The 21,480-nt window shown below is 61.2% G+C and carries 21 protein-coding genes; 15 read left to right on the forward strand and 6 right to left on the reverse strand.

Features of this window, described 5'->3' with window-relative positions:
• The first annotated feature begins 110 nt into the window (after nucleotides 1-110).
• From GM658_RS13290 to GM658_RS13325, 8 genes are all read left to right on the forward strand, one after another.
• Nucleotides 111-2,276, forward strand: a complete 2,166-nt coding sequence (locus tag GM658_RS13290) for a LamG-like jellyroll fold domain-containing protein (protein ID WP_155454519.1) — start codon at nucleotides 111-113, stop codon at nucleotides 2,274-2,276.
• A gap of 11 nt (nucleotides 2,277-2,287) precedes the next feature.
• Entirely contained in the window at nucleotides 2,288-3,025 is a 738-nt protein-coding gene (locus tag GM658_RS13295) for a metallophosphoesterase family protein (RefSeq protein ID WP_155454520.1), read from the forward strand.
• Between the two features lie 126 nt (nucleotides 3,026-3,151).
• Nucleotides 3,152-3,895: a transporter gene (locus GM658_RS13300; RefSeq protein WP_155454521.1), complete on the forward strand. Its 744-nt coding sequence runs from the start codon at nucleotides 3,152-3,154 to the stop codon at nucleotides 3,893-3,895.
• A gap of 8 nt (nucleotides 3,896-3,903) precedes the next feature.
• Nucleotides 3,904-4,965, forward strand: coding sequence for a patatin-like phospholipase family protein (locus tag GM658_RS13305; protein ID WP_155454522.1), 1,062 nt, complete (start codon nucleotides 3,904-3,906; stop codon nucleotides 4,963-4,965).
• 86 nt (nucleotides 4,966-5,051) lie between these two features.
• Nucleotides 5,052-6,515, forward strand: coding sequence for a catalase (locus GM658_RS13310; RefSeq protein WP_155454523.1), 1,464 nt, complete (start codon nucleotides 5,052-5,054; stop codon nucleotides 6,513-6,515).
• Nucleotides 6,516-6,666: 151 nt separating this feature from the next.
• Complete coding sequence (locus GM658_RS13315) at nucleotides 6,667-7,791, forward strand: M14 family metallopeptidase (protein ID WP_155454524.1); 1,125 nt, start codon at nucleotides 6,667-6,669, stop codon at nucleotides 7,789-7,791.
• Nucleotides 7,792-7,795: 4 nt separating this feature from the next.
• On the forward strand, nucleotides 7,796-8,263 hold the full coding sequence (locus tag GM658_RS13320; protein WP_155454525.1) for a CYTH domain-containing protein: 468 nt from the start codon (nucleotides 7,796-7,798) through the stop codon (nucleotides 8,261-8,263).
• A 25-nt stretch (nucleotides 8,264-8,288) separates the two neighbouring features.
• The gene (locus GM658_RS13325; protein WP_155454526.1) at nucleotides 8,289-8,561 is read left to right on the forward strand and encodes a hypothetical protein; all 273 of its coding nucleotides are present in this window, start codon (nucleotides 8,289-8,291) and stop codon (nucleotides 8,559-8,561) included.
• A 16-nt stretch (nucleotides 8,562-8,577) separates the two neighbouring features.
• Here the strand turns inward: GM658_RS13325 and GM658_RS13330 are convergent, their stop codons facing one another.
• The 5 genes from GM658_RS13330 to GM658_RS13350 form a co-directional block, all read right to left on the reverse strand.
• Nucleotides 8,578-9,846, reverse strand: a complete 1,269-nt coding sequence (locus GM658_RS13330; protein WP_155454527.1) for a DUF2863 family protein — start codon at nucleotides 9,844-9,846, stop codon at nucleotides 8,578-8,580.
• Nucleotides 9,847-10,059: 213 nt separating this feature from the next.
• Nucleotides 10,060-12,768, reverse strand: coding sequence for an aconitate hydratase AcnA (gene acnA / locus GM658_RS13335; protein ID WP_155454528.1), 2,709 nt, complete (start codon nucleotides 12,766-12,768; stop codon nucleotides 10,060-10,062).
• 16 nt (nucleotides 12,769-12,784) lie between these two features.
• The gene (locus tag GM658_RS13340; protein WP_308612970.1) at nucleotides 12,785-13,177 is read right to left on the reverse strand and encodes a hypothetical protein; all 393 of its coding nucleotides are present in this window, start codon (nucleotides 13,175-13,177) and stop codon (nucleotides 12,785-12,787) included.
• An 8-nt stretch (nucleotides 13,178-13,185) separates the two neighbouring features.
• Nucleotides 13,186-14,187, reverse strand: coding sequence for an HpcH/HpaI aldolase/citrate lyase family protein (locus GM658_RS13345; RefSeq protein ID WP_155454552.1), 1,002 nt, complete (start codon nucleotides 14,185-14,187; stop codon nucleotides 13,186-13,188).
• A 106-nt stretch (nucleotides 14,188-14,293) separates the two neighbouring features.
• Nucleotides 14,294-15,283 carry a malate dehydrogenase gene (locus GM658_RS13350; protein ID WP_155454530.1) on the reverse strand — a complete coding sequence of 330 codons (990 nt, stop codon included), beginning with the start codon at nucleotides 15,281-15,283 and terminating at the stop codon, nucleotides 14,294-14,296.
• Between the two features lie 174 nt (nucleotides 15,284-15,457).
• Between GM658_RS13350 and GM658_RS13355 the strand changes: the two genes are divergently transcribed.
• From GM658_RS13355 to gltA, 7 genes are all read left to right on the forward strand, one after another.
• A complete protein-coding gene (locus GM658_RS13355) occupies nucleotides 15,458-16,234 on the forward strand; it encodes a GntR family transcriptional regulator (protein ID WP_155454531.1) in 777 nt (258 codons plus the stop codon).
• A 127-nt stretch (nucleotides 16,235-16,361) separates the two neighbouring features.
• Nucleotides 16,362-16,784: a succinate dehydrogenase, cytochrome b556 subunit gene (sdhC, locus tag GM658_RS13360; protein WP_155454532.1), complete on the forward strand. Its 423-nt coding sequence runs from the start codon at nucleotides 16,362-16,364 to the stop codon at nucleotides 16,782-16,784.
• Nucleotides 16,785-17,150: a succinate dehydrogenase, hydrophobic membrane anchor protein gene (gene sdhD, locus GM658_RS13365; RefSeq protein ID WP_155454533.1), complete on the forward strand. Its 366-nt coding sequence runs from the start codon at nucleotides 16,785-16,787 to the stop codon at nucleotides 17,148-17,150. It begins immediately after the preceding gene.
• 3 nt (nucleotides 17,151-17,153) lie between these two features.
• The gene (gene sdhA / locus GM658_RS13370) at nucleotides 17,154-18,932 is read left to right on the forward strand and encodes a succinate dehydrogenase flavoprotein subunit (RefSeq protein WP_170298793.1); all 1,779 of its coding nucleotides are present in this window, start codon (nucleotides 17,154-17,156) and stop codon (nucleotides 18,930-18,932) included.
• A 16-nt stretch (nucleotides 18,933-18,948) separates the two neighbouring features.
• Entirely contained in the window at nucleotides 18,949-19,659 is a 711-nt protein-coding gene (locus GM658_RS13375; RefSeq protein WP_155454534.1) for a succinate dehydrogenase iron-sulfur subunit, read from the forward strand.
• A 9-nt stretch (nucleotides 19,660-19,668) separates the two neighbouring features.
• Complete coding sequence (locus tag GM658_RS13380; protein ID WP_057259569.1) at nucleotides 19,669-19,950, forward strand: FAD assembly factor SdhE; 282 nt, start codon at nucleotides 19,669-19,671, stop codon at nucleotides 19,948-19,950.
• Nucleotides 19,951-19,994: 44 nt separating this feature from the next.
• On the forward strand, nucleotides 19,995-21,299 hold the full coding sequence (gene gltA / locus GM658_RS13385; protein ID WP_155454535.1) for a citrate synthase: 1,305 nt from the start codon (nucleotides 19,995-19,997) through the stop codon (nucleotides 21,297-21,299).
• Nucleotides 21,300-21,347: 48 nt separating this feature from the next.
• Here gltA and GM658_RS13390 read toward each other — a convergent pair.
• Nucleotides 21,348-21,480 (reverse strand): transposase (locus tag GM658_RS13390; RefSeq protein ID WP_211841861.1); only part of this gene is annotated, 133 nt, incomplete at its 5' end.

Raw genomic sequence — 21,480 nt, forward strand, 5'->3', positions numbered from 1 at the left:
CCGTCCAGCCGCCCGAGAAATTTCATCAGGTACTCATAAAATTGTTGCTCTGAGGTAAGTTACTATCGAGCGCCCGCGTCGTCCTGCCGCGGATCGTTCGAAAGGTAACCATGAGCAAACAACATAGGGATGTGTCCCTCTCCCGCAGGACCTTTTGTGCCGGCTCCGTCAGCCTCGCGGCGCTTGGCCCGCTCGGGATCACCGCCTGCGGGGGCGGATCGCCGTCAGCGCAGTCGCCCCAAGGTTCCGCCAGTACGCCGCCACCCGCGCCTGTCACCCAGGCCCGCACCTTCACCCATCCCGGCTTGCTGCATACTGAAGCGGACTTCGCACGCATGCGCGCCAAGGTGGCGGCGGGCGCGCAGCCCTGGCTGGACGGCTGGAACAAGCTGCTGCGCACAGGCCACTCGAACCTGGATGCCAGCCCGCGCCCATTGCAAACCGTGATCCGCGGTGGCGATGGCAGCAATTTCGGCCAGCTGTTTATCGACGTGGCCCGCAGCTACCAGCTGGCGGTGCGCTGGAAGGTGACCGGCGACACGGCATTCGCCGATAAGGCGGTGGAATTCCTGGACGCCTGGTCGTCCACGCTGACCACAGTCACCGGTAATTCCGACCGCTTCCTGGCCGCAGGCATCTACGGCTACCAGTTCGCCAATGCTGCAGAAATCATGCGGACATACTCCGGCTGGGCCGCCGCAGACTTTGCGCGTTTCCAGAACATGATGCTGACTGTGTTCTATCCCCTGAACCATGAGTTCCTGATTACGCATAACGGTTCCGAGATCACCAATTTCTGGGCCAACTGGGACCTGTGCAACATGGCCTGCATGCTGGCGATCGGCGTGCTGTGCGACCGCCAGGACGTCTATGACGAGGCGGCATCCTATTTCCTGACAGGCCGCGGCAACGGCGCCTCTAGCCAGATGGTACCCTTTGTCCACCCCGGCTATCTGGGCCAATGGCAGGAAAGTTCGCGCGACCAGGGGCACTCCACGCTCGGCATCGGACTCGCCGGCGCGTTTTGCGAAATGGCCTGGAACCAGGGCGACGATTTCTACGGCTACGACAACAACCGCTTTCTTGCAGGTGCTGAATACGTAGCCAAGGCCAATCTGTCCGATGCCAGCGGCAATCGGTACTATCTCTCGATGCCTTTCGATACCCTTGTCAACAGGCAGGGCACGGGTACTGCCATCGCGGGAGGCCCCTTGCCGCATTTACGTCCGGTCTGGGAAATGATTTATCACCACTACGTCAACCGGCTTGGGCTGGCAGCGCCGTTCTGCGCGCAGATGACGGCCATGATGCGTCCGGAAGGCGACGGCGGCGGCGGCGACCAGCTTGGCGTGGGAACGCTGACGTTCAGCCGTGATCCGCTCACTGCGAATGCGGCGCCGAGCGGCCTGACGGCTCGGCTGGTGGGCGGCAACGTCGAACTGTCCTGGTGGGGAACGGCGACGGCCAGCAGCTACACGGTGTTGCGCTCGCCTGTGGCGGGCGGGCCTTACACTACCGTTGCCGCCGGCATCAGCGGCCTGCTCACCTACACCGACAGCGGCATGGAACCCGGTCCCTATTATTACGCGGTCACGGCGCAGACGCCCACGGGCAATAGCGCACCATCAAAAGAGGCGCGCGTCGCGACGGCGGTGGTACCGCATACGGTTCTTCAATTCAGCGAGTCCCAGGGCACGACGGTGTCCGATTCCAGCGGCAATGCCCACGACGGCACCTTGATGAACGGAGCCCAATGGACGCAAGGCAGGCAAGGCAATGCCGTCTTGCTTGATGGTGTCGACGACTACATCGCGCTGCCGGCAAAACTGGTGAGCGACCTGGCCGACTTTACGATCGCGCTGTGGGTCTTCTGGGACGGCGGCAGCAATTGGTCGCGTATTTTCGATTTAGGATCCGGCCCCACCCATTACATGTTCCTGACGCCAAAAGCTGAAGACGGCAGCATGCGCTTCGCCATCAATCTGATGAATGGCTGGGGTGACCAGGCGTTGACGACCGCGGCTTTGCCCACCGGACAATGGGTGCATGTGGCGGTGACTCTGTCTGGCACCACTGGCACCATGTACGTGAACGGCAGCGCGGTGGCGACCAATACCGCGATGACCCATGCGCCGTTCCGCATGCGCAGTACGACGCAGAACTGGATAGGCCGTTCGCAATACCCGCGCGATCCATACTTCAAGGGGAAAATAGACGATTTCCGCATCTATAATGGGGCCCTGAGTGCGGCGCAGGTCGCCGCTTTGGCCACTTAGGAGCGTCAGCGATGCGTATTGCTGTGATGTCGGACATTCATGGGAACCTGTGGGCCCTGGACGCGGTGCTGTCCGACATCGCGCGGCGCCAGGTGGATGTGACAGTCAACCTGGGCGACATCCTGTCCGGGCCCTTGCAGCCGGCTGAAACTGCGGACCGCCTGATGCAATTGGACTTGCCGACCATCCGCGGCAACCACGAACGGCAACTGCTGCAACACGACCCGGCAATCATGGGCGCATCGGACCGTTGGGCGCATGATCATATTGCGCCCGGTCATCGGAAATGGATTGCGTCGCTGCCGCCGTCGATGCACTTGCAAAAGGATGTGCTGCTGGTGCATGGCACGCCGGGCTCGGACCTCGTGTACTGGATGGAGAGTGTCGACCCGGCTGGGCAACGTGTCGCCACCTACGATGAAGTTCTGCAGCGCGCTGGCGATGCGCAGGCCTCGCTGATTCTTTGCGGGCATACCCATGTACCGCGCTCGGTGCTGCTGGGTGACGGACGCCTGGTCGTCAATCCTGGCAGCGTGGGCTTGCAGGCCTATCACGGCGACCTGCCGCATCCGCACAAGGCTGAAAATGGTACGCCCCATGCGCGCTACGCGATCGTGGAACAGAGCGGACCCGGCTGGACGGTGGAGCAGTATGCAATCGCTTATGACTGGAACGCGGCGGCAGGCGTGGCGCAGCGCCACGGCCGCCCGGACTGGGCGTTCGCGCTCACGACAGGGCGCATGCCTTAACCTGGCCGGTGGCTAAACTTCGCTTGCAGGTCCGGTACGGGTAAATCCATATGGTTTAACCTCATTGTTGATCTCCGGTATTAATGGCATATTCCTATCCTGAGCCAGAAATCGCCGGAGAACGGAATGAGGAAAATAGTACTGTGCGCGCTGGCGCTGCCTTTGTGCTGCGCGGCTGCGGAACCTGATAGCTGGATTTCGACCGACCGTCCCGATTTCGTGGACTCTCCCGAAGTTCTTGGCAAAGGGCGCGTGCAGCTGGAAACCGGTTTCCAGCAATCGAAGGAAGACCGCAGCACGCCCTTGCTGCTGCGCCTGGGCGTGTCGGACAACCTTGAACTGCGGCTGGATACGGATGGACGCGTGACCGACCGCAGCGACCCAAGCCACCCGAAAGGCTGGGGCGACACAGGTTTGAGCATCAAATGGCAAATCAACGAAGGCAAGGACGGCACCCCAACAGCCGGCCTGATTCCGCAGCTGGATTTTGCGACCGGCTCGCGCGATTTCAGGGGCAATGGCACACGCCCCTCGATTCGCATGCCGCTGGAGTGGGAACTGCCGCACGACATGAGCCTGGGCGTGATGCCAGGCCTTTACCGCGACCGCGATGAGAACGGCCGCCATTTCACGACCGGCATGTTCGGCGTCACGCTGGGCAAGGGCCTGAGCGAGCGTGCCGACGTCTTCGTCGAAGTATCCACGCCGCGCATTGCCCGCGCGCGCGACGGCGGCACCCAGGCCAGTTTCGATTTTGGAGGCGGCTATTCGCTGACGCGCGACGTGCGCGTCGACACCGCCTTCATGGTCGGCTTGAACCACCGCACGCCGGACCTGGCGTTCACGGTAGGCTTGTCGGTGCGGATGTGAAGAAAGCCATGCCAGGACAGGCAGTACTGGTGCTGCAGGGCGGCGGGGCGCTCGGCGCCTACCAGCTCGGCGTCTACCAGGCCATGCACGAAGCGGGCGTGGAGCCGGACTGGGTGATCGGCACCTCGATCGGTGCGCTGAACGGCGCCATCATCGCCGGCAATCCGCCCGAACAGCGCTTGCCGAGACTGCGTGCGTTCTGGGAAGCGATGGAACGGCACGATATCTTCGGCAGCCTGCCGCCAGCCTTTGCCAACGCGCTGACGCTGGCGCAGGGGATTCCCGCCTTTTTCGACCCGAACCCAATCGCCTGGTGGAATCCTGCCGCGCCGCTCGGCGTGGAGAACGCTTCCTTTTATCGCACCAATGCGCTGCGCGACACGCTGGCCGGGCTGGTGGACTTGAATTACCTGAACGAGCGTCACACGCGCCTGACGGTAGGAGCGGTGAACGCCCGCAACGGCGTCATGCGCTACTTCGACACGCGCAAGGAAGCGCTGGAGCTGTCGCATGTGATTGCGTCCGGCGCGATCCCGCCGGCTTTCCCTGCGGTGCGCATCGGCACCGAGCCTTATTGGGATGGCGGCATCTACTCCAACACGCCGATCGAGGCGGTATTGGATGATGAGCCGCGCCGCGACTCGGTGATTTTCTCGGTCCAGGTGTGGAACCCTGACGGGAGCGAGCCGCTAAGCGTGCTCGATGTGCTGGAGAAGCACAAGGAGATCCAGTATGCCAGCCGCGCCAGCCACATCGAGCAGCAACGCAAGCTGCACCGCCTGCGGCGCGTGATCCGCGAGCTGGCGATGAAGATGCCGGAAGACCTGCGCAGCTCGCCGGAGGTGCGGGATCTGGCGCTGTGGGGCTGCGGCACTTCAATGCACGTGGTGCTGCTGAAGGCCCCGCATTTGAGCTGCGAAGACCATACCAAGGATATTGATTTCTCGAGCGCGGGCATCAGCCAGCGCTGGCAGGCCGGCTACGCGGATGCGCAGCGGGCTTTCAAGGCAAAGCCGTGGGCCGCAGGAGCGGATACCTTCGAGGGAATTGCCATCCATGAACAATTTTGACTATCGATTTCATAGATTTAATCAAATTTATTAATTACTCGTGCCTCTTTAGAATGATTTCACTGATCACATGAAGGAGCTAACCAATGAGCCAGACCCCGATTACCACCGCCTCCGGCATTCCGGTCGCCGATAACCAGAATTCGCTGACCGCCGGGCCGCGTGGCCCCGTCCTGCTGCAGGACTTCCACCTGATTGAAAAGCTCCAGCATTTCAACCGCGAACGTATCCCGGAACGTGTGGTGCACGCCAAGGGTTCCGGCGCTTACGGTACTTTCACCGTGACGCACGACATCAGCAAATTCACCAAGGCCAAGCTGTTCGCTGCCGTGGGCAAGCAGACCGAGACCTTCGTGCGCTTCTCCACCGTTGGCGGCGAGCGTGGCAGCGCCGATACTGAACGCGATCCGCGCGGTTTCGCGGTGCGTTTCTATACCGAGGAAGGCAATTGGGACCTGGTGGGCAATAACACGCCGATGTTCTTCATCAAGGACGGCATCAAGTTCCCGGACTTCATCCACACCCAGAAGCGCGACCCGCAGACCAACCTCAAATCCCCGACCATGATGTTCGACTTCTGGAGCAAGACGCCCGAGTCGCTGCACCAGGTCACCATGCTGTTCAGCGACCGCGGCACGCCGGACGGTTATCGCCACATGGACGGTTTCGGCAGCCATACTTTCAGCCTGGTGAACGCGGCGGGGGAGCGTGTCTACGTCAAGTGGCACCTCAAGACCAAACAAGGCATCAGGAACCTGAGCGCGGCCGATGCGGTGCGCCTGGCGGGTTCGGACCCGGACCATGCCCAGCGGGACCTGTACAACGCGATTGCCAACGGCGATTTCCCGCAGTGGGAAGTGAAACTGCAGGTGGCGACCGACGCCCAGCTGGCGGCGTGGGAACAGCGTACGGGCTGGAATCCGTTTGACCTGACCAAGGTGTGGCCGCATGCGGACTTCCCGCTGATTCCTGTCGGCGTGCTGGAGCTGAACCGCAATCCGGTGAACTATCACGCGGAGGTGGAGCAGGCGGCGCTGTCGCCGGCCAATATCGTTCCGGGCATGGGTTATTCGCCGGACAAGATGCTGCAGGCGCGCTTGTTCGCTTATCACGATGCGCAGTTGTACCGGGTGGGTACCAATCACCAGCAACTGCCGGTGAATGCGCCGCGTTGTCCTTTTCATCACCAGCAGCGGGATGGGGCGATGGCGGTTGGTGCCGGTGGCGCGGAGCAGAACTATGCGGCGACCGAGGCGGCGGGCTCCAATCCGCAGGGCATGGGGCATGGGGAGCCGGCGCTGGCGCTGAATGGCGGGGCAGGGCGCTATGACGGCCGTGGCAAGGAGGATGATTACACGCAGGCGGGTAACTTGTTCCGGCTTTTGCCAGAGCAGGAAAAGTTGAACCTGTTCGAGAATATTGCCGGGCCTTTGAGCCAGGTTAGTGATGAGATTATCCAGCGGCAGCTGGGGCATTTTGATAAGGCGGATGCAGCTTATGGCGCCGGCGTGCGTGCGGCGTTGAAGGCGCGTGGGCGGAACGTCGACTGAAACCCGGTAAACCTGGGTCAGACCCAAGGGTCTGACCCTGGCCTGCGGCAGTCGCGTTTCGAGGGGCTGACCCTTGGGTCTGACCCAGAATTAGCGGGTTGGTGTGTACAATATCGGTTCCGATCAACCCAAGCCTCTGAACGGGATCGCAATGACCATCAAAATCAGCCAGAATTTCGACTCTGGCGCCATCGAAGTAGTCCGCGCCGACAATGCCGCGAACATCGAACTGAACCTCCGCAAGGACAACGCCGCCGACATCCACCAGTGGTTCCACTTCCGCGTGCAGGGCGCGCGCGGCGAAGCGTTGACCATGAAATTCCTGAACGCCGGCGACGCCACCTACGCCAAAGGCTTTGAAGACTACAACGCCGCTGCCTGCTACGACGGCGAAAACTGGTTCCGCGTCCCGACCTCCTTCGATGGCCAGGTCATGACCATCAAGCACACGCCGCACAACGACAGCGTCTACTACGCATACTTCGAGCCGTATTCGTGGGAACGCCACCTGCGCCTGCTGGGCGAAGTGGCCGAGAATCCGATCGCCCGCGTGCTGGACATCGGCTCCTCCGTCGATGGCCGCGACATGAACCTGGTCGTCATCGGCGAGCCGGAAGCTGAAAAGAAAATCTGGTTCATCGCCCGCCAGCACCCGGGCGAATCGATGGCCGAATGGTTCATCGAAGGCTTGATCGATTCCCTGCTGGACGATGCCAACCCGATCGCGCGCAAGCTGCTGCAACGCTGCTGCTTCTACATCGTGCCGAACATGAACCCGGACGGCTCGATCCGCGGCAACCTGCGTACCAACGCCGCTGGCGCGAACCTGAACCGCGAATGGATGACCCCGTCGCTGGAACGTTCGCCGGAAGTGCTGTGCGTGAAACAGAAGATCCACGAAACCGGCGTTGACATGTTCTTCGACATCCACGGTGACGAGGCGCTGCCTTACAACTTCGTGGCCGGTAATGAAATGCTGGAGAACTTCACGCCGGCGCAGATGGCGCGCCAGAAGAACTTCATTGACCGCTACAAGAATGCGTCGCCGGACTTCCAGGATGCGGTGGGCTATGCGCCGTCCAAGTACAAGGAAGACATGCTGACGCTGGCGTCCAAGTACATCGGCCATCACTTCCAGGTGCTGTCGCTGACGCTGGAAATGCCGTTCAAGGACAACGCGGACCTGCCAGTGCCGGCCGTGGGCTGGAACGGCGCGCGCAGTGCGGCGCTGGGTGCTGCGATCCTGCAGCCTATCCTGCTGTCGCTGGACGAGTAAGTCGATGGGCGTCGAGATCGAACGCAAGTTCCTGGTGAAGGGCGATGGCTGGCGCACGCAAGGCGAGCCGGTGCTGCTGCGCCAGGGCTACCTGTCTTCGCATCCCGAGCGCACGGTGCGCGTGCGGATCGAGGGCGAGCAGGCGGTCTTGACCATCAAGAGCAAGAACGTAGGCGCGGCGCGCGGCGAGTGGGAATATCCCGTGCCGCTTGCCGACGCCGCCGAACTGCTTGACCGGCTGTGCGAACGGCCGCTGATTGAGAAGTACCGGCGCCGCATTCCCTTCGGCGGCTTTGTGTGGGAAGTGGACGAGTTCCTCGGCGAGAACGCCGGCCTCGTCGTCGCCGAGATCGAATTGCCAGCTGAGGATGCTCAATTCGACAAGCCGGACTGGGCTGGCGAGGACGTCACGCACGATTTGCGCTACCTCAATTCCCGCCTCATCAAGCAGCCGTATTCCACTTGGAAGTGATGTGCGTCCGGCGTATGCTGGACGTATGGACGAAGACCACCATTTTCGCCTCGTCCGTTTCGAGGCGATTCTGCCGACGTTGGCGACTAAAGCCGATATGGAGGCGCTGCGCGCCGACATTGCTCGATGGACGTTGGCGACAGTCATCGGCCTCTTTATCGGTTTCTCGGGGCTGATTATGGCGATGGGCAACTTGTTCTGGAAGATGCCTCCGCAAACGGTCGTCCAGCAGGCTCCTCCGGCGCAATGCCAGCAAGAGGTCCTACAGCCGATGCCCCAAGAAAAAAGCCCGCGTTGACCGCGGGCTTTTCAGCTTAATGGAAGTGCTCGGTGCCGGTGGCGGCGTCTTCCGGCATTTCTGCGTGGACCAGCTCGCCTGACGGATCGGCGAAGAGAGGAGCGCCGCAGTCGTCGCAGTATTCGGCGACGTACTTTTCACCGAGTTTCTTCACCTGCGATACGCCGGCGGCGTTCAGGTGTTCGACGATTTCTTCCACTGGAGTGCGCGGCTTGAGCAGATCGGCCAGCGTGGTGCCGGACAGGCCTTCGGCCGGCGTGCCTTCCTCGTCCTCCTGGCCGTACAGCGGCCACACGACGCCATACATCACGTCGCTGTCGGAACGGCGGGTGAAGGCGACGCGGTATTCGTCGATCTGGCCGTCCGGTGCGGATTCGTCGCCGAAGCCGGCGATGACCGCGCGCAGGTCGGAAGGCTCGCAATCGAGCGAATGGGTCAGGTAATGCACGGCGGCGCGGATCGAGACCGGGCGGATCAGCTTGTCGGCTTCGCGGCAGCCGGTGTAATAGGCTTCCGGCAGCAGCAGTTCGATGCCGCAGCCCGGCAGCAGGCGCGCTACGGTCGGCGTGGCTTGCGTGGTCCATGCGGCCAAGGCATCGCGGCGCGCTTCGGCCTGGGCGGCGTGATGGGCAGGCATCTGCCAGCGGAACATCGGGCCGTTGTGCGGCGCCACCACAGCCACCATCAGGTAGCGGGTGTCGGCCAGGAAGGGCGCGGTTTCGGCCACTTTGGCCTCGGATTTCAGCGCCTGGCCTTTCAGGGCGGCCTGCGCCAGCTTGTGCACCTTCGAATAGGCTTCGGCATGGGTGCGTGGCAGCTGGTCGATGGAGTACAGGGTGGAGGACATCGCCATGTGCGTGCCATCCGCCAGCAGGTGGGCGGAGAAGTGCGCGGACAGCGTGTTCAGGATGTCGGCCGGGATCTGGCCGGAAGCGATCGAGAAGCGCGTCCAGGCCAATACCGGGGCGGCGACCAGCAGGATGTCGTACTCGCGCGACTCGCCGTCGACCTCCACCACGATGGAATCGGATTCGCTGACGGCTTCCACGCTGTCCATCAGGATGTCGTAGGCCGGCAAGTCCACGCTGAACAGGGAGTTCAGGGCTGAGTCGACAGTTTCCTGGTGGCCGGTACGCAGCAGTTTGTGCAGCTGGGCGTCCAGCACCCGTTCCCAGTTACGCTCTTCAATGCGGCTGGCGGCCTGGCCCAGGGCCTGGGCGAGGGTGATAAGGCGCTGGCTGTCGGCGGATAATTTGTGGGTTGAATCTTTGGATGGGCGACGCATAGCGCTTTTCTTTGTCAATAAGGAACCTGGTTATTCTTATTGTAGTGGATTCGGCAAGACTCGGCGTTTAAAACCGGTACTTCGGTCGGATGGCCGCCCCGTCAGACCCGCAGGGTCAGACACCCTGAAAGCAAAACGCCGGGCAAGCCCGGCGTTCGTTGACGGTAGAGCATCGGTGTCTGACCCTGCGGGGCAGACACCGGGGTACCGGTTTTAGGCAGCCAGCAGCTGGCGCAGCACGAATGGCAGAATACCGCCGTGCTTGTAGTAGTCCACTTCGATCGGGGTATCGATACGCAGCAGGACTTGCACTTCCTTCTTCGAGCCGTCAGCGCGGTGGATCACCAGGGTAGCTTGCTGTTGAGGCTTGATGTCGCCTTCCAGGCCCTTCAGGTCGTAGGTTTCGCCCTTGCCGGTGATGCCCAGCGATTCCACCGAATCGTTGCCGATGAACTGCAGCGGCAGCACGCCCATGCCCACCAGGTTGGAACGGTGGATACGCTCGAAGGAACGGCAGATCACAGCCTTCACGCCCAGCAGCTGGGTGCCCTTGGCCGCCCAGTCACGGGAGGAGCCGGTGCCGTATTCTTCGCCGCCGAAGATCATGGTCGGGGTGCCTTCTTCAACGTAGCGCATTGCCGCGTCGTAGATCGACAGTTGTTCGCCCGATGGCTGGTGCAGGGTGATGCCGCCTTCCACCGCGGAACCGTCGGCCTTAGGAGGAATCATCTTGTTCTTGATACGCACGTTGGCGAAGGTGCCGCGCATCATGATCTCGTGGTTGCCGCGGCGCGAGCCGTAGGAGTTGAAGTCGGCCTTCATCACGCCGTTTTCCTTCAGCCACTTGCCGGCTGGGCCGTCTTCCTTGATCGAGCCTGCTGGCGAGATGTGGTCGGTGGTGATGGAGTCACCGAACACGCCCAGTGCACGTGCGCCGGTGATGCCGGCTTCCGCTGCCTTCGGCTTCATCTCGAAGCCGTCGAAGAACGGAGGCTCGGCGATGTAGGTCGAATCAGGCCAGTTGTACACTTGGCCTTCGGTCGAGGAGACGGCTTCCCACAGCTTGCCTGGGTTGCCCTTGACGTCGGCGTAGTTGGACTTGAAGACCTTGGAGTTCATCGCGAACTTCATCAGGGCAGCGATCTCTTTCGAGGTCGGCCAGATGTCGCCCAGGTACACGTCCTTGCCATCCTTGCCCTGGCCGACTGGTTCGGTCATCAGGTCGCGGGTCACGTTGCCGGCGATCGCGTAAGCGACGACCAGCGGTGGCGATGCCAGGAAGTTGGAGCGGATGTTCGGGTGAATACGCGCTTCAAAGTTACGGTTACCGGACAGCACCGCAGCCGCAACGATGTCGTTGCCGGTGATGGTGGCGTTCAGTTCCGGGGTCAGGTCGCCAGCGTTACCGATGCAGGTGGTGCAACCGTAAGCGGTCACGCCGAAGCCCAGTTTTTCCAGGTATGGCAGCAGGCCGGCAGCGGTCAGGTACTCGGTCACAACGCGCGAGCCAGGAGCCAGGGACGACTTGATGTGCGGAGCAACGGTCAGGCCGGCTTCCACGGCTTTCTTGGCCAGCAGGCCGGCTGCCAGCAGCACGCTCGGGTTCGAGGTGTTGGTGCAGGAGGTGATGGCAGCGATCAGCACGTCGCCGTTCTTCACGTTCACGCCATTGCTGGTGGTGTAGGTCTTGGTCAGTTCGTCGGCCTTCTTGTTGAAGCCGTTCTCGGTGGTTGGCTTCGAGAACAGTTCGGTGAAGGTGGACTTGACGTTGCCGATTTCGATACGGTCTTGCGGACGCTTAGGACCGGCCAGCGACGGTGCAACGGTGGACAGGTCCAGGTGCAGTTCGCGGGTGTAGTCGATGTCGCCTTTCTTCGGCACGCCGTACATGCCCTGTGCCTTGAAGTAGGACTGGAATGCAGCGATTTCGTCCTTGGTGCGGCCGGTGCCTTCGAAGTATTCGATGGTCGCGTCGTCGACTGGGAAGAAGCCCATGGTCGCGCCGTATTCAGGCGCCATGTTGGCGATGGTTGCGCGGTCGGTCACGGACAGGGACTCGGTGCCTTCGCCGAAGAATTCGACGAACTTGCCCACGACTTTTTCCTTACGCAGCATTTCGGTGATGGTCAGCACCAGGTCGGTCGCGGTGCAGCCTTCGCGCAGGGCGCCGGTCAGGTTCACGCCGATCACGTCCGGGGTCAGGAAGTACACTGGCTGGCCCAGCATGCCGGCTTCCGCCTCGATGCCGCCCACGCCCCAGCCCACTACGCCGATACCGTTGATCATGGTGGTATGGGAGTCGGTGCCCACCAGCGAGTCAGGGTAGTACACGCCCGATGCATTGTGCACGCCGCGTGCCAGGTATTCCAGGTTCACCTGGTGAACGATACCGAAGCCTGGTGGCACCACGCCGAAGGTGTCGAAGGCTTGCATGCCCCACTTCATGAACTGGTAGCGCTCGTTGTTGCGCGAGAATTCCAGCTTCATGTTCAGGTCCAGGGCCTTAGGCTCGCGGAAGTGGTCGATGGTGACGGAGTGGTCAACCACCAGGTCCACTGGGACCAGAGGCTCGATCTTCTTAGGGTTCACGCCCATTTTGGAGGCGACGTTACGCATCGCGGCCAGGTCGGCCAGCAGCGGAACGCCGGTGAAGTCCTGCAGCACAACGCGGGCTACGACGAATGGGATCTCGTCGGTGCGGGCAGCGGTAGCGCCCCAGTTAGCCAACTGCTTGACGTGCTCTTCGGTCACTTTCTTACCGTCGCAGTTACGCAGAACGGATTCCAGCACGACGCGAATCGATACTGGCAGGCGGGAAATCTTGGCGCCCAGTTCCTTTTCCAGGGCTGGCAGGGAGTAGAACTTACCCTTCTTTGCCCCGATCGGGAAATCCTTAAGCGTATTCAGTGTGTTGCGGGACATGTCCTCTCCTTATTGATTAAAGTCCGAGCGCTTGATCAGATGTCTTGCATTCGTTCGCCAGTTGGCGGTTCACCTTGGAATCCAGCAGCATGCCCTTGGCAGGGATGCCGATCCAGATCAGGCCTGCCAGCTTGTTCTCGAAGCGCTGCGCACCGGTGGTGGTGGCTTCGCGGGTCAGGCGGGTCAGGCGGTTCTTCCAGCGCATGACGATGCTGTTGCCGTCGTCGGCGCTGCTGTAAATGGTGATCTTGTTGCCCAGCTCACAGGAATAGTTGGTGGCCGTTTGCCCGGCGACGCTTGGCTCCTGCTCTTTGGTGACGGCAGGCTTGGCAGCGGCTTTCTTCGGGGCGGCGTGAGCGGATGGGGCGGCAATGGCAAGCGCCATGGCGCAGGCAGTGAACAGTTTCATAAACGACATTATTGGTCTCCTTTGGATTCAACCGCCCCGAGCAGGGCGGCAACGGAGTCCGGCAGCGGCAGGCCTGCGAGCTTGGCTCGCTGCAGAACCGTCCAATAATAGCGATAGCTAGCTCTGTCATGCAAGCGTCCATGCTGGCTAATGGGACCCCACTGTACCTTCTCTGCCTCATGCAGGATGGTGGCGGCCTCATTGACTTCGGATGCACGCGGCGTAAATGCCTTTATGACAGGTTTTATCTGGCTCGGATGGATGCTCCACATGCGCGTAAAGCCGAATTCGGCTGCGGCGCGCTGGGCATCGGTGGCCACCACGGCCGAATCCTTGATCTCGGTGGTCACGTTATGCGAAGGGACTTTGCCATGCGCGTGGCAGGCGGCGGCGATCTCCAGCTTGGCGCGCACCACCAGCGGGTGGGTGAACTGGCCCGGCGTGCGCATGGCGCTGCCCGGCACGGCGCCGTAGTGGGCGGAAACGAAATCCATGATGCCGAAGGACAGGCATTCGACCTGGGGCAGGGCGGCGATATCGTGCACGTCGCGCAGGGCGCCGTGGGTTTCGATCAGCACGTGCACCGGCACCGGCGACTTGCGGCCGGATTTGGCGGCGTATTTGTTCACCAGGTCGATGGCGCGCGCGACTTCCTGCACGCTTTCCGGCTTGGGCACCACGATATAGGCCAGCTTGTGGCCCGCTTCGGTGCAGATGATCTCGACGTCGCGCTCGAAGAACGGGCTGTTCACGTCATGGACGCGGGCGCCGATGCGGTTGAACTGGTTGGCCTCGTCCAGCAGCAGCAGGGCGACCAGCTTGGCGTGCGATTCTTCGTTGCCGGCGGCGGCGCCGTCCTCGCAATCGAAGGTGATGTCGAACAGGGGACCAAGCTCTTGTTGCAGGGCCATGGATTTGCGCATCAGCTTCTCACTGCCCGCGTAGTGGTCGCAAGCAGGAAGCAGCAGCGGCTGGCGTGTGCCCTGGAATAAAACCTCGGATGGATGCATTGGTACGTTAGGTGAAACAGCAGCCGCGCTGCCATCGGCAGCGCGGCGGGTACGGCGGATCGGTGGTTTTACCGGGTCCACAGTATTTCTGGCTTATCAGGCGATATTACGGCAGCAGGTGCTTGACGCCTTCACGCTCTTCGGTCAGTTCCTTCAGCGTGATGTTGATGCGCTCTTGCGAGAATGCGTCGATGTCCAGGCCCTGGACGATTTTGTATTCGCCGTTTTCGCAGGTCACCGGGAAGCCGAAGATGGTGCCTTCAGGGATGCCGTAGGAACCGTCGGATGGGATGCCCATGGTGGTCCACTTGCCGTTGGTGCCCAGCACCCAGTCATGCACGTGGTCGATCGCAGCGTTGGCTGCGGAAGCTGCGGAAGACAGGCCGCGTGCTTCGATGATCGCTGCACCGCGCTTGCCCACGGTTGGCAGGAACACGTTGGCGTTCCATTCCTGGTCGTTGATCATGTCCTTGACCGATGCGCCGTCGATGGTGGCGAAGCGGTAGTCGGCGTACATGGTTGGGGAGTGGTTGCCCCACACGCACAGCTTTTCGATGTCCTTGACAGCCTTGCCGGTCTTGGCAGCGACTTGCGACAGGGCGCGGTTGTGGTCCAGGCGCAGCATGGCGGTGAAGTTCTTCGCTGGCAGGGATGGAGCGGACTTCATGGCGATGTAGGCATTGGTGTTGGCTGGGTTGCCGACCACCAGGACTTTCACATTGCGCGAAGCGACGGCGTCCAGCGCCTTGCCTTGCACGGTGAAGATCTGCGCGTTGGCTTCCAGCAGGTCTTTGCGCTCCATGCCTGGGCCGCGAGGACGGGCGCCAACCAGCAGGGCCACGTCGGCATCCTTGAAGGCGGTCATCGGGTCGGAGTGGGCGGTCATGCCGGCCAGCAGCGGGAATGCGCAGTCGTCGATTTCCATCATCACGCCTTTCAGCGCTTTCTGGGCCTTCTCGTCAGGGATTTCCAGCAGTTGCAGGATGACTGGCTGGTCTTTGCCCAGCATGTCGCCGTTGGCGATACGGAACAGCAGGGAATAGCCGATCTGGCCGGCGGCGCCGGTAACGGCAACACGCATTGGGGTTTTAGCCATGGTGAATCTCCAAAGTGGACGTGAAAACGGTTTAAGCTCGTAATGATACGACAATTCGGGCGAGTGTAGGCTTCCGGTGACTGGCTGTCAATCCTATCTTATGTCTTATATAAGACATATAAGTTATAGGATTTTTCTGGACGTAGAGGGTTGGATGTGGTGGAATAGCGGGCTATGAATCCCGTCACGCCCAACCAGACCACTTCTGACGCCCTAGGCGCGGCCGGCGCTCCGTCTCCCACTTTTTCTCCCCTCTACCAGCAGATCAAAGGCCTGATTACCCAGAGCCTGCAGTCCGGCGAATGGAAGCCGGGCGAGATGATCCCCAGCGAAGTTGAATTGGCCAACCGCTTCAAGGTCAGCCAGGGCACCGTGCGCAAGGCGATCGACGAGCTGGCGGCGGAAAACCTGGTGGTGCGCAAGCAGGGCAAGGGCACTTTCGTCTCGACCCACCACGAGGCGCGCGCCCATTTCCGCTTCCTGCGCCTGGTGCCGGACGAAGGTGTGCCGCATTATCCGGAATCCCGGTTTATTGAAGTCAAGCGCCTGCGCGCGCCGGCCGAAGTGGCGCGCCTGCTGGATCTGAAATCCGGCGACGCTGTGGTCTATATCAAGCGCGTGCAAAGTTTCGACAACGTGCCGACCATTGTCGAAGAACTATGGCTGCCAGGCCTGATCTTCAAAGGCCTGACGGCGGAGCGCCTGAATGAATACAAGGGCCCGATGTACGGCCTGTTCGAATCCGAATTCGGCACCCGCATGATCCGTGCGGAAGAAAAGATCCGCGCCGTCTGCGCCGAGGAGGGCGATGCCGGCCTGCTGAAAATTGCGGCAGGCACGCCGTTGCTGTGCGCCGAGCGCGTTTCCTTCACTTACGGCGACAAGCCGGTCGAATTACGCAGGGGCTTGTACTTGACCGAGCGTCATCATTATCAAAATGATCTCAGTTAAGGTGCAGCGCAATAATATTTTGGTGATATGTAAGAATACATATTGGTCTGAACAGCAAAAATCGGCGAAAATCGCAGTTTCGCCAAGTTTGGCAAATCATTTGTAATAAAGCATAGGGAGGTTGTATATGACTGAAGCCGTGCGGGAAACCCCAAAAAAAGAGCGGCCAGAATTCCGTAACATCCACGTTACGGATCTGATGAACTACCGACTGCCGATGGCCGGCATCGTCTCCATCCTGCACCGCATCAGCGGCGCACTGATGTTCCTGCTGTTGCCGTTCGTGCTGTACCTGCTGCAGGAATCGCTGCGCTCCGAGTACACCTTCGCGCACTTCATGATCATCGCCTCCCACCCGATCGCCAAGCTGGTCATGCTGGCCCTGTGCTGGGGCTACACCCAGCACTTCTGCGCCGGCGTACGCCACCTGATCATGGATACCCACGTCGGCCTGGACAAGGATTCCGCACGCAAGTCCGCCACCACCGTGGTTGTGATCACCGCTGTCGTGACCGTGCTGGTCGCACTGAAATTGTTTGGAGTGTTCTAAATGGCTAACAATAACATCGGCCCGAAACGCCTGGTTGTCGGCGCCCACTACGGCGTCAAGGATTGGCTGGTCCAGCGTGTGACCGCCGTGCTGATGGTGGTCTACACCGCCGTCCTGTTCTACCTGATCTTCACTTCGTCGAACCCATCGTACGAAGGTTGGGCAAGCCTGTTCGCGCAGCAGTGGTTCAAGCTGTTCAGCGCAGTGACCTTGCTCGCGCTGTTCTACCACGCCTGGGTGGGCATCCGTGACATCTGGATGGACTACATCAAGCCGGTCGGCCTGCGCCTGTTCCTGCAAATCGCAACCATTGGTTGGCTGATCGCCTGCGCCGCCTGGTCGCTGCAAATTCTGTGGAGTGTGTAAATCGTGGCAGCTATTAAATCTGCAATCCCAACCCGTCGTTTTGACGCGGTCATCGTTGGCGCCGGCGGTTCCGGCATGCGCGCCTCCCTGCAACTGGCGGAAGCCGGCCTGAACGTGGCCGTGCTGTCCAAGGTGTTCCCGACCCGTTCCCACACCGTGGCTGCGCAGGGCGGCATCGGCGCCTCGCTGGGCAATATGTCGGAAGACAACTGGTACTGGCACATGTTCGACACCGTCAAAGGTGGCGACTACCTCGGCGACCAGGATGCGATTGAATTCATGTGCCGCGAAGCACCGAAAGTCGTCTACGAACTGGAACACTTCGGCATGCCTTTCGACCGTAACCCGGACGGCACCATTTACCAGCGCCCGTTCGGCGGCCACACCGCGAACCTGGGCGAGAAGCCAGTGCAGCGCGCTTGCGCCGCGGCCGACCGTACCGGCCACGCACTGCTGCACACCCTGTACCAGCGCAACGTGCGCGCCCGCACCCACTTCTTCGTTGAGTGGATGGCCCTGGACCTGGTGCGCGATGCCGACGGCGACGTCGTTGGCGTGGTTGCCCTGGAAATGGAAACCGGCGAATGCATGATCCTGGAAGCCAAGACCACCATCTTCGCAACCGGCGGCGCAGGCCGTATCTTCGCAGCGTCGACCAACGCCTTCATCAACACCGGTGACGGCATGGGCATGGCGGCGCGTGCCGGCCTGCCGCTGCAGGACATGGAATTCTGGCAGTTCCACCCGACCGGCGTGTCCGGCGCGGGCGTGCTGATCACCGAGGGCGTGCGCGGCGAAGGCGGCATCCTGATCAACTCGAACGGCGAACGCTTCATGGAGCGCTACGCTCCGACCCTGAAAGACCTGGCGCCACGCGACTTCGTGTCCCGCTCGATGGACCAGGAAATCAAGGAAGGCCGCGGCTGCGGTCCTAACAAAGACCACGTTCTGCTGGACCTGCGCCACATCGGCTCCGAGACCATCCAGAAGCGCCTGCCATCGATCCTGGAAATCGGCCACAAGTTCGCCAACGTCGACGCGACCAAGGAACCGATCCCTGTCGTTCCGACCATCCACTACCAGATGGGCGGCATCCCGACCAATATCCACGGCCAGGTGGTCGTGCCTAACGGCGACGGCAGCCAGAAGGTCGTGAACGGCCTGTACGCGATCGGCGAATGCGCTTGCGTCTCTGTACACGGCGCAAACCGCCTGGGCACCAACTCCCTGCTGGACCTGGTGGTGTTCGGCCGCGCAGCCGGCAACCACGTGGTCGCACAGAACCTGAAGCAGAAGGAAAACAAGCCGCTGCCGAAGGATGCATCCGATTTCGCAATGAACCGCCTGAACCACCTGGAAACCTCCACCGGTGGCGAGCGCGTGCAAGACGTTGCCAACGATATCCGCGCCACCATGCAGAAGTACTGCGGCGTGTTCCGTACCGACGAAATGCTGGCCAAGGGTGTGGAAGAAATCCTGAAGCTCGACGAGCGCCGCAAGCACGTTTCGTACAAGGACAAGTCCAAGGTGTTCAACACCGCCCGCGTGGAAGCGCTGGAACTGGACAACCTGATCGAAACCGCAAAAGCGACCATCGTTTCGGCCAACGCACGCAAGGAATCCCGCGGCGCCCACGCCCAGGACGACCATCCGAAGCGCGACGACGAAAACTGGATGAAGCACACCCTGTGGTTCTCCGAAGGCAACCGCCTGGAATACAAGGCAGTCGTCACCAAGCCGCTGACGGTCGAAACCTTCAAGCCAAAAGCACGTACTTTCTAAGCAAGGGCCTCACAACATGGCACGCACTCTCAAATTCAAGATTTACCGCTACGATCCGGACAAGGACGCCAAGCCTTACATGCAAGACCTGACGGTCGAACTGAAAGACACCGACAAGATGCTGCTGGACGCACTGCAGCGCATCAAGTCCGACGTGGATGACTCGCTGTCGCTGCGTCGCTCCTGCCGCGAAGGCGTGTGCGGTTCCGACGCGATGAACATCAACGGCAAGAACGGCCTGGCCTGCACCACCAACCTGAACGAGCTGACCGAGCCTATCGTGCTGCGTCCGCTGCCAGGCCTGCCGGTGGTGCGCGACCTGATCGTCGACATGACCCAGTTCTTCAAGCAGTACCACTCGATCAAGCCGTTCCTGATCAACGACTCGATCCCTCCGGAGAAAGAGCGCCTGCAGTCGCCTGCAGAACGCGAAGAACTGGACGGCCTGTACGAGTGCATCCTGTGCGCCTGCTGCTCGACCTCCTGCCCGTCGTTCTGGTGGAACCCGGACAAGTTCGTCGGCCCAGCCGGCCTGCTGCAAGCCTACCGCTTCATCGCCGACTCGCGCGACGAAGCCACCGGCGAGCGCCTGGACAACCTGGAAGACCCATACCGTCTGTTCCGCTGCCACTCGATCATGAACTGCGTCGACGTGTGCCCGAAAGGCCTGAATCCAAACAAGGCAATCGGCAAGATCAAGGAACTGATGGTTCGCCGCGCGATTTAATACCAAAAAATGGCGGAACTCGAAAAACGAGCGCACCAGGCCGATCCGACCAACCGTGCGCGCCTACGCTGGCGCGCACGACGGGGCTTGCTGGAAAACGACATTATCCTGACTCGTTTCCTTGATGCGCACGAGGCTGAATTGACCGACGAGGAAGTGGACGCTTTCACGCGACTCCTCGATTTGTCGGACAATGCACTGATGGATCTGGTCTTGGCCCGAAAGGAGCCGGAAGGCGAAATAGACCTGCCGCATGTACATGCGCTACTGGCACGCCTGCGCCAAGCCTGAGTTAAGTTTTTTTATTTGCTGCATCTCTCCTAGAGGAAGAGCCCATGAACATCTCTGAAACCAAAGCTACCCTATCGTTTTCCGACGGCAGCCCATCGGTAGAAATGCCGATCTACAAGGGCACCGTAGGCCCGGACGTCATCGACATCCGCAAGCTGTACGGCACCACCGGCAAGTTCACCTACGACCCAGGCTTCATGTCGACCGCGTCGTGCAACTCCTCCATCACCTACATCGACGGTGACAAGGGCGAGCTGCAATACCGCGGCTACCCGATCGAGCAACTGGCCGTGAACGCCGACTTCATGGAAACCTGCTACCTGCTGCTGAACGGCGAACTGCCGAACGCAGTGGATAAGAAGCAGTTCGTCGACACCGTGACCAAGCACACCATGGTCCACGAGCAGATGCAATTCTTCTTCCGTGGCTTCCGCCGCGACGCGCACCCGATGTCGGTACTGGTCGGTACCGTCGGCGCGCTGGCATCGTTCTACCACGACTCGCTGGACATCAACGACGCCAAGCAGCGTGAGATCTCGGCAATCCGCCTGATCGCCAAGCTGCCGACCCTGGTCGCCATGGCATACAAGTACTCGATCGGCCAGCCGTTCGTGTACCCACGCAACGACCTGTCGTACTCGGCCAACTTCATGCGCATGATGTTCGGCAATCCATGCGAGGAGTACAAAGTCAACGACGTGCTGGTGCGCGCACTGGACCGCATCCTGATCCTGCACGCAGACCACGAGCAGAACGCTTCGACTTCGACCGTCCGTCTGGCCGGTTCCTCGGGCGCCAACCCGTTCGCCTGTATCGCTGCCGGTATCGCTTGCCTGTGGGGCCCTGCCCACGGCGGCGCGAACGAAGCTGCACTGAACATGCTGAAGGAAATCGGCTCGGTCGACAAGATTCCTGCTTTCATCGCCCAGGTGAAAGACAAGAATTCCGGCGTCAAGCTGATGGGCTTCGGCCACCGCGTGTACAAGAACTTCGACCCACGTGCGAAGCTGATGCGCGAGACCTGCTACGAAGTGCTGAACGAACTGGGCCTGCAAGACGACCCACTGTTCAAGCTGGCCATGGAACTGGAAAAGATTGCGCTGAACGACGAGTACTTCGTCTCCCGCAAGCTGTATCCGAACGTGGACTTCTACTCCGGCATCGTGCAGTCGGCCCTGGGCATCCCAGTGTCGCTGTTCACCGGTATCTTCGCCATGGCCCGTACCATCGGCTGGATCGCCCAGTGGAACGAAATGATCGCCGACCCAGAGCAGAAGATCGGCCGCCCACGCCAGCTGTTCGTTGGCTCGGCACAGCGCGACGTCCCTCCGCTGAAAGACCGCAAGTAATTCTTGCCGGCATCAGAGAAAGCGAGCTTCGGCTCGCTTTTTTTTGGTTCATCCCGGATTTCCGGGAAACGCGGCTTTGATCTTCATGAAGAAGAATTCGGAGTCGCGGTATCCGTAAGCCATCCGCTTCATCACCTTAATCCGGTTATTGATTCCCTCCAGTTGGCCGGTATGCATCGGC

The sequence above is a fragment of the Massilia eburnea genome (assembly GCF_009720745.1).
Classification (GTDB): Bacteria; Pseudomonadota; Gammaproteobacteria; order Burkholderiales; family Burkholderiaceae_D; genus Rugamonas; species Rugamonas eburnea.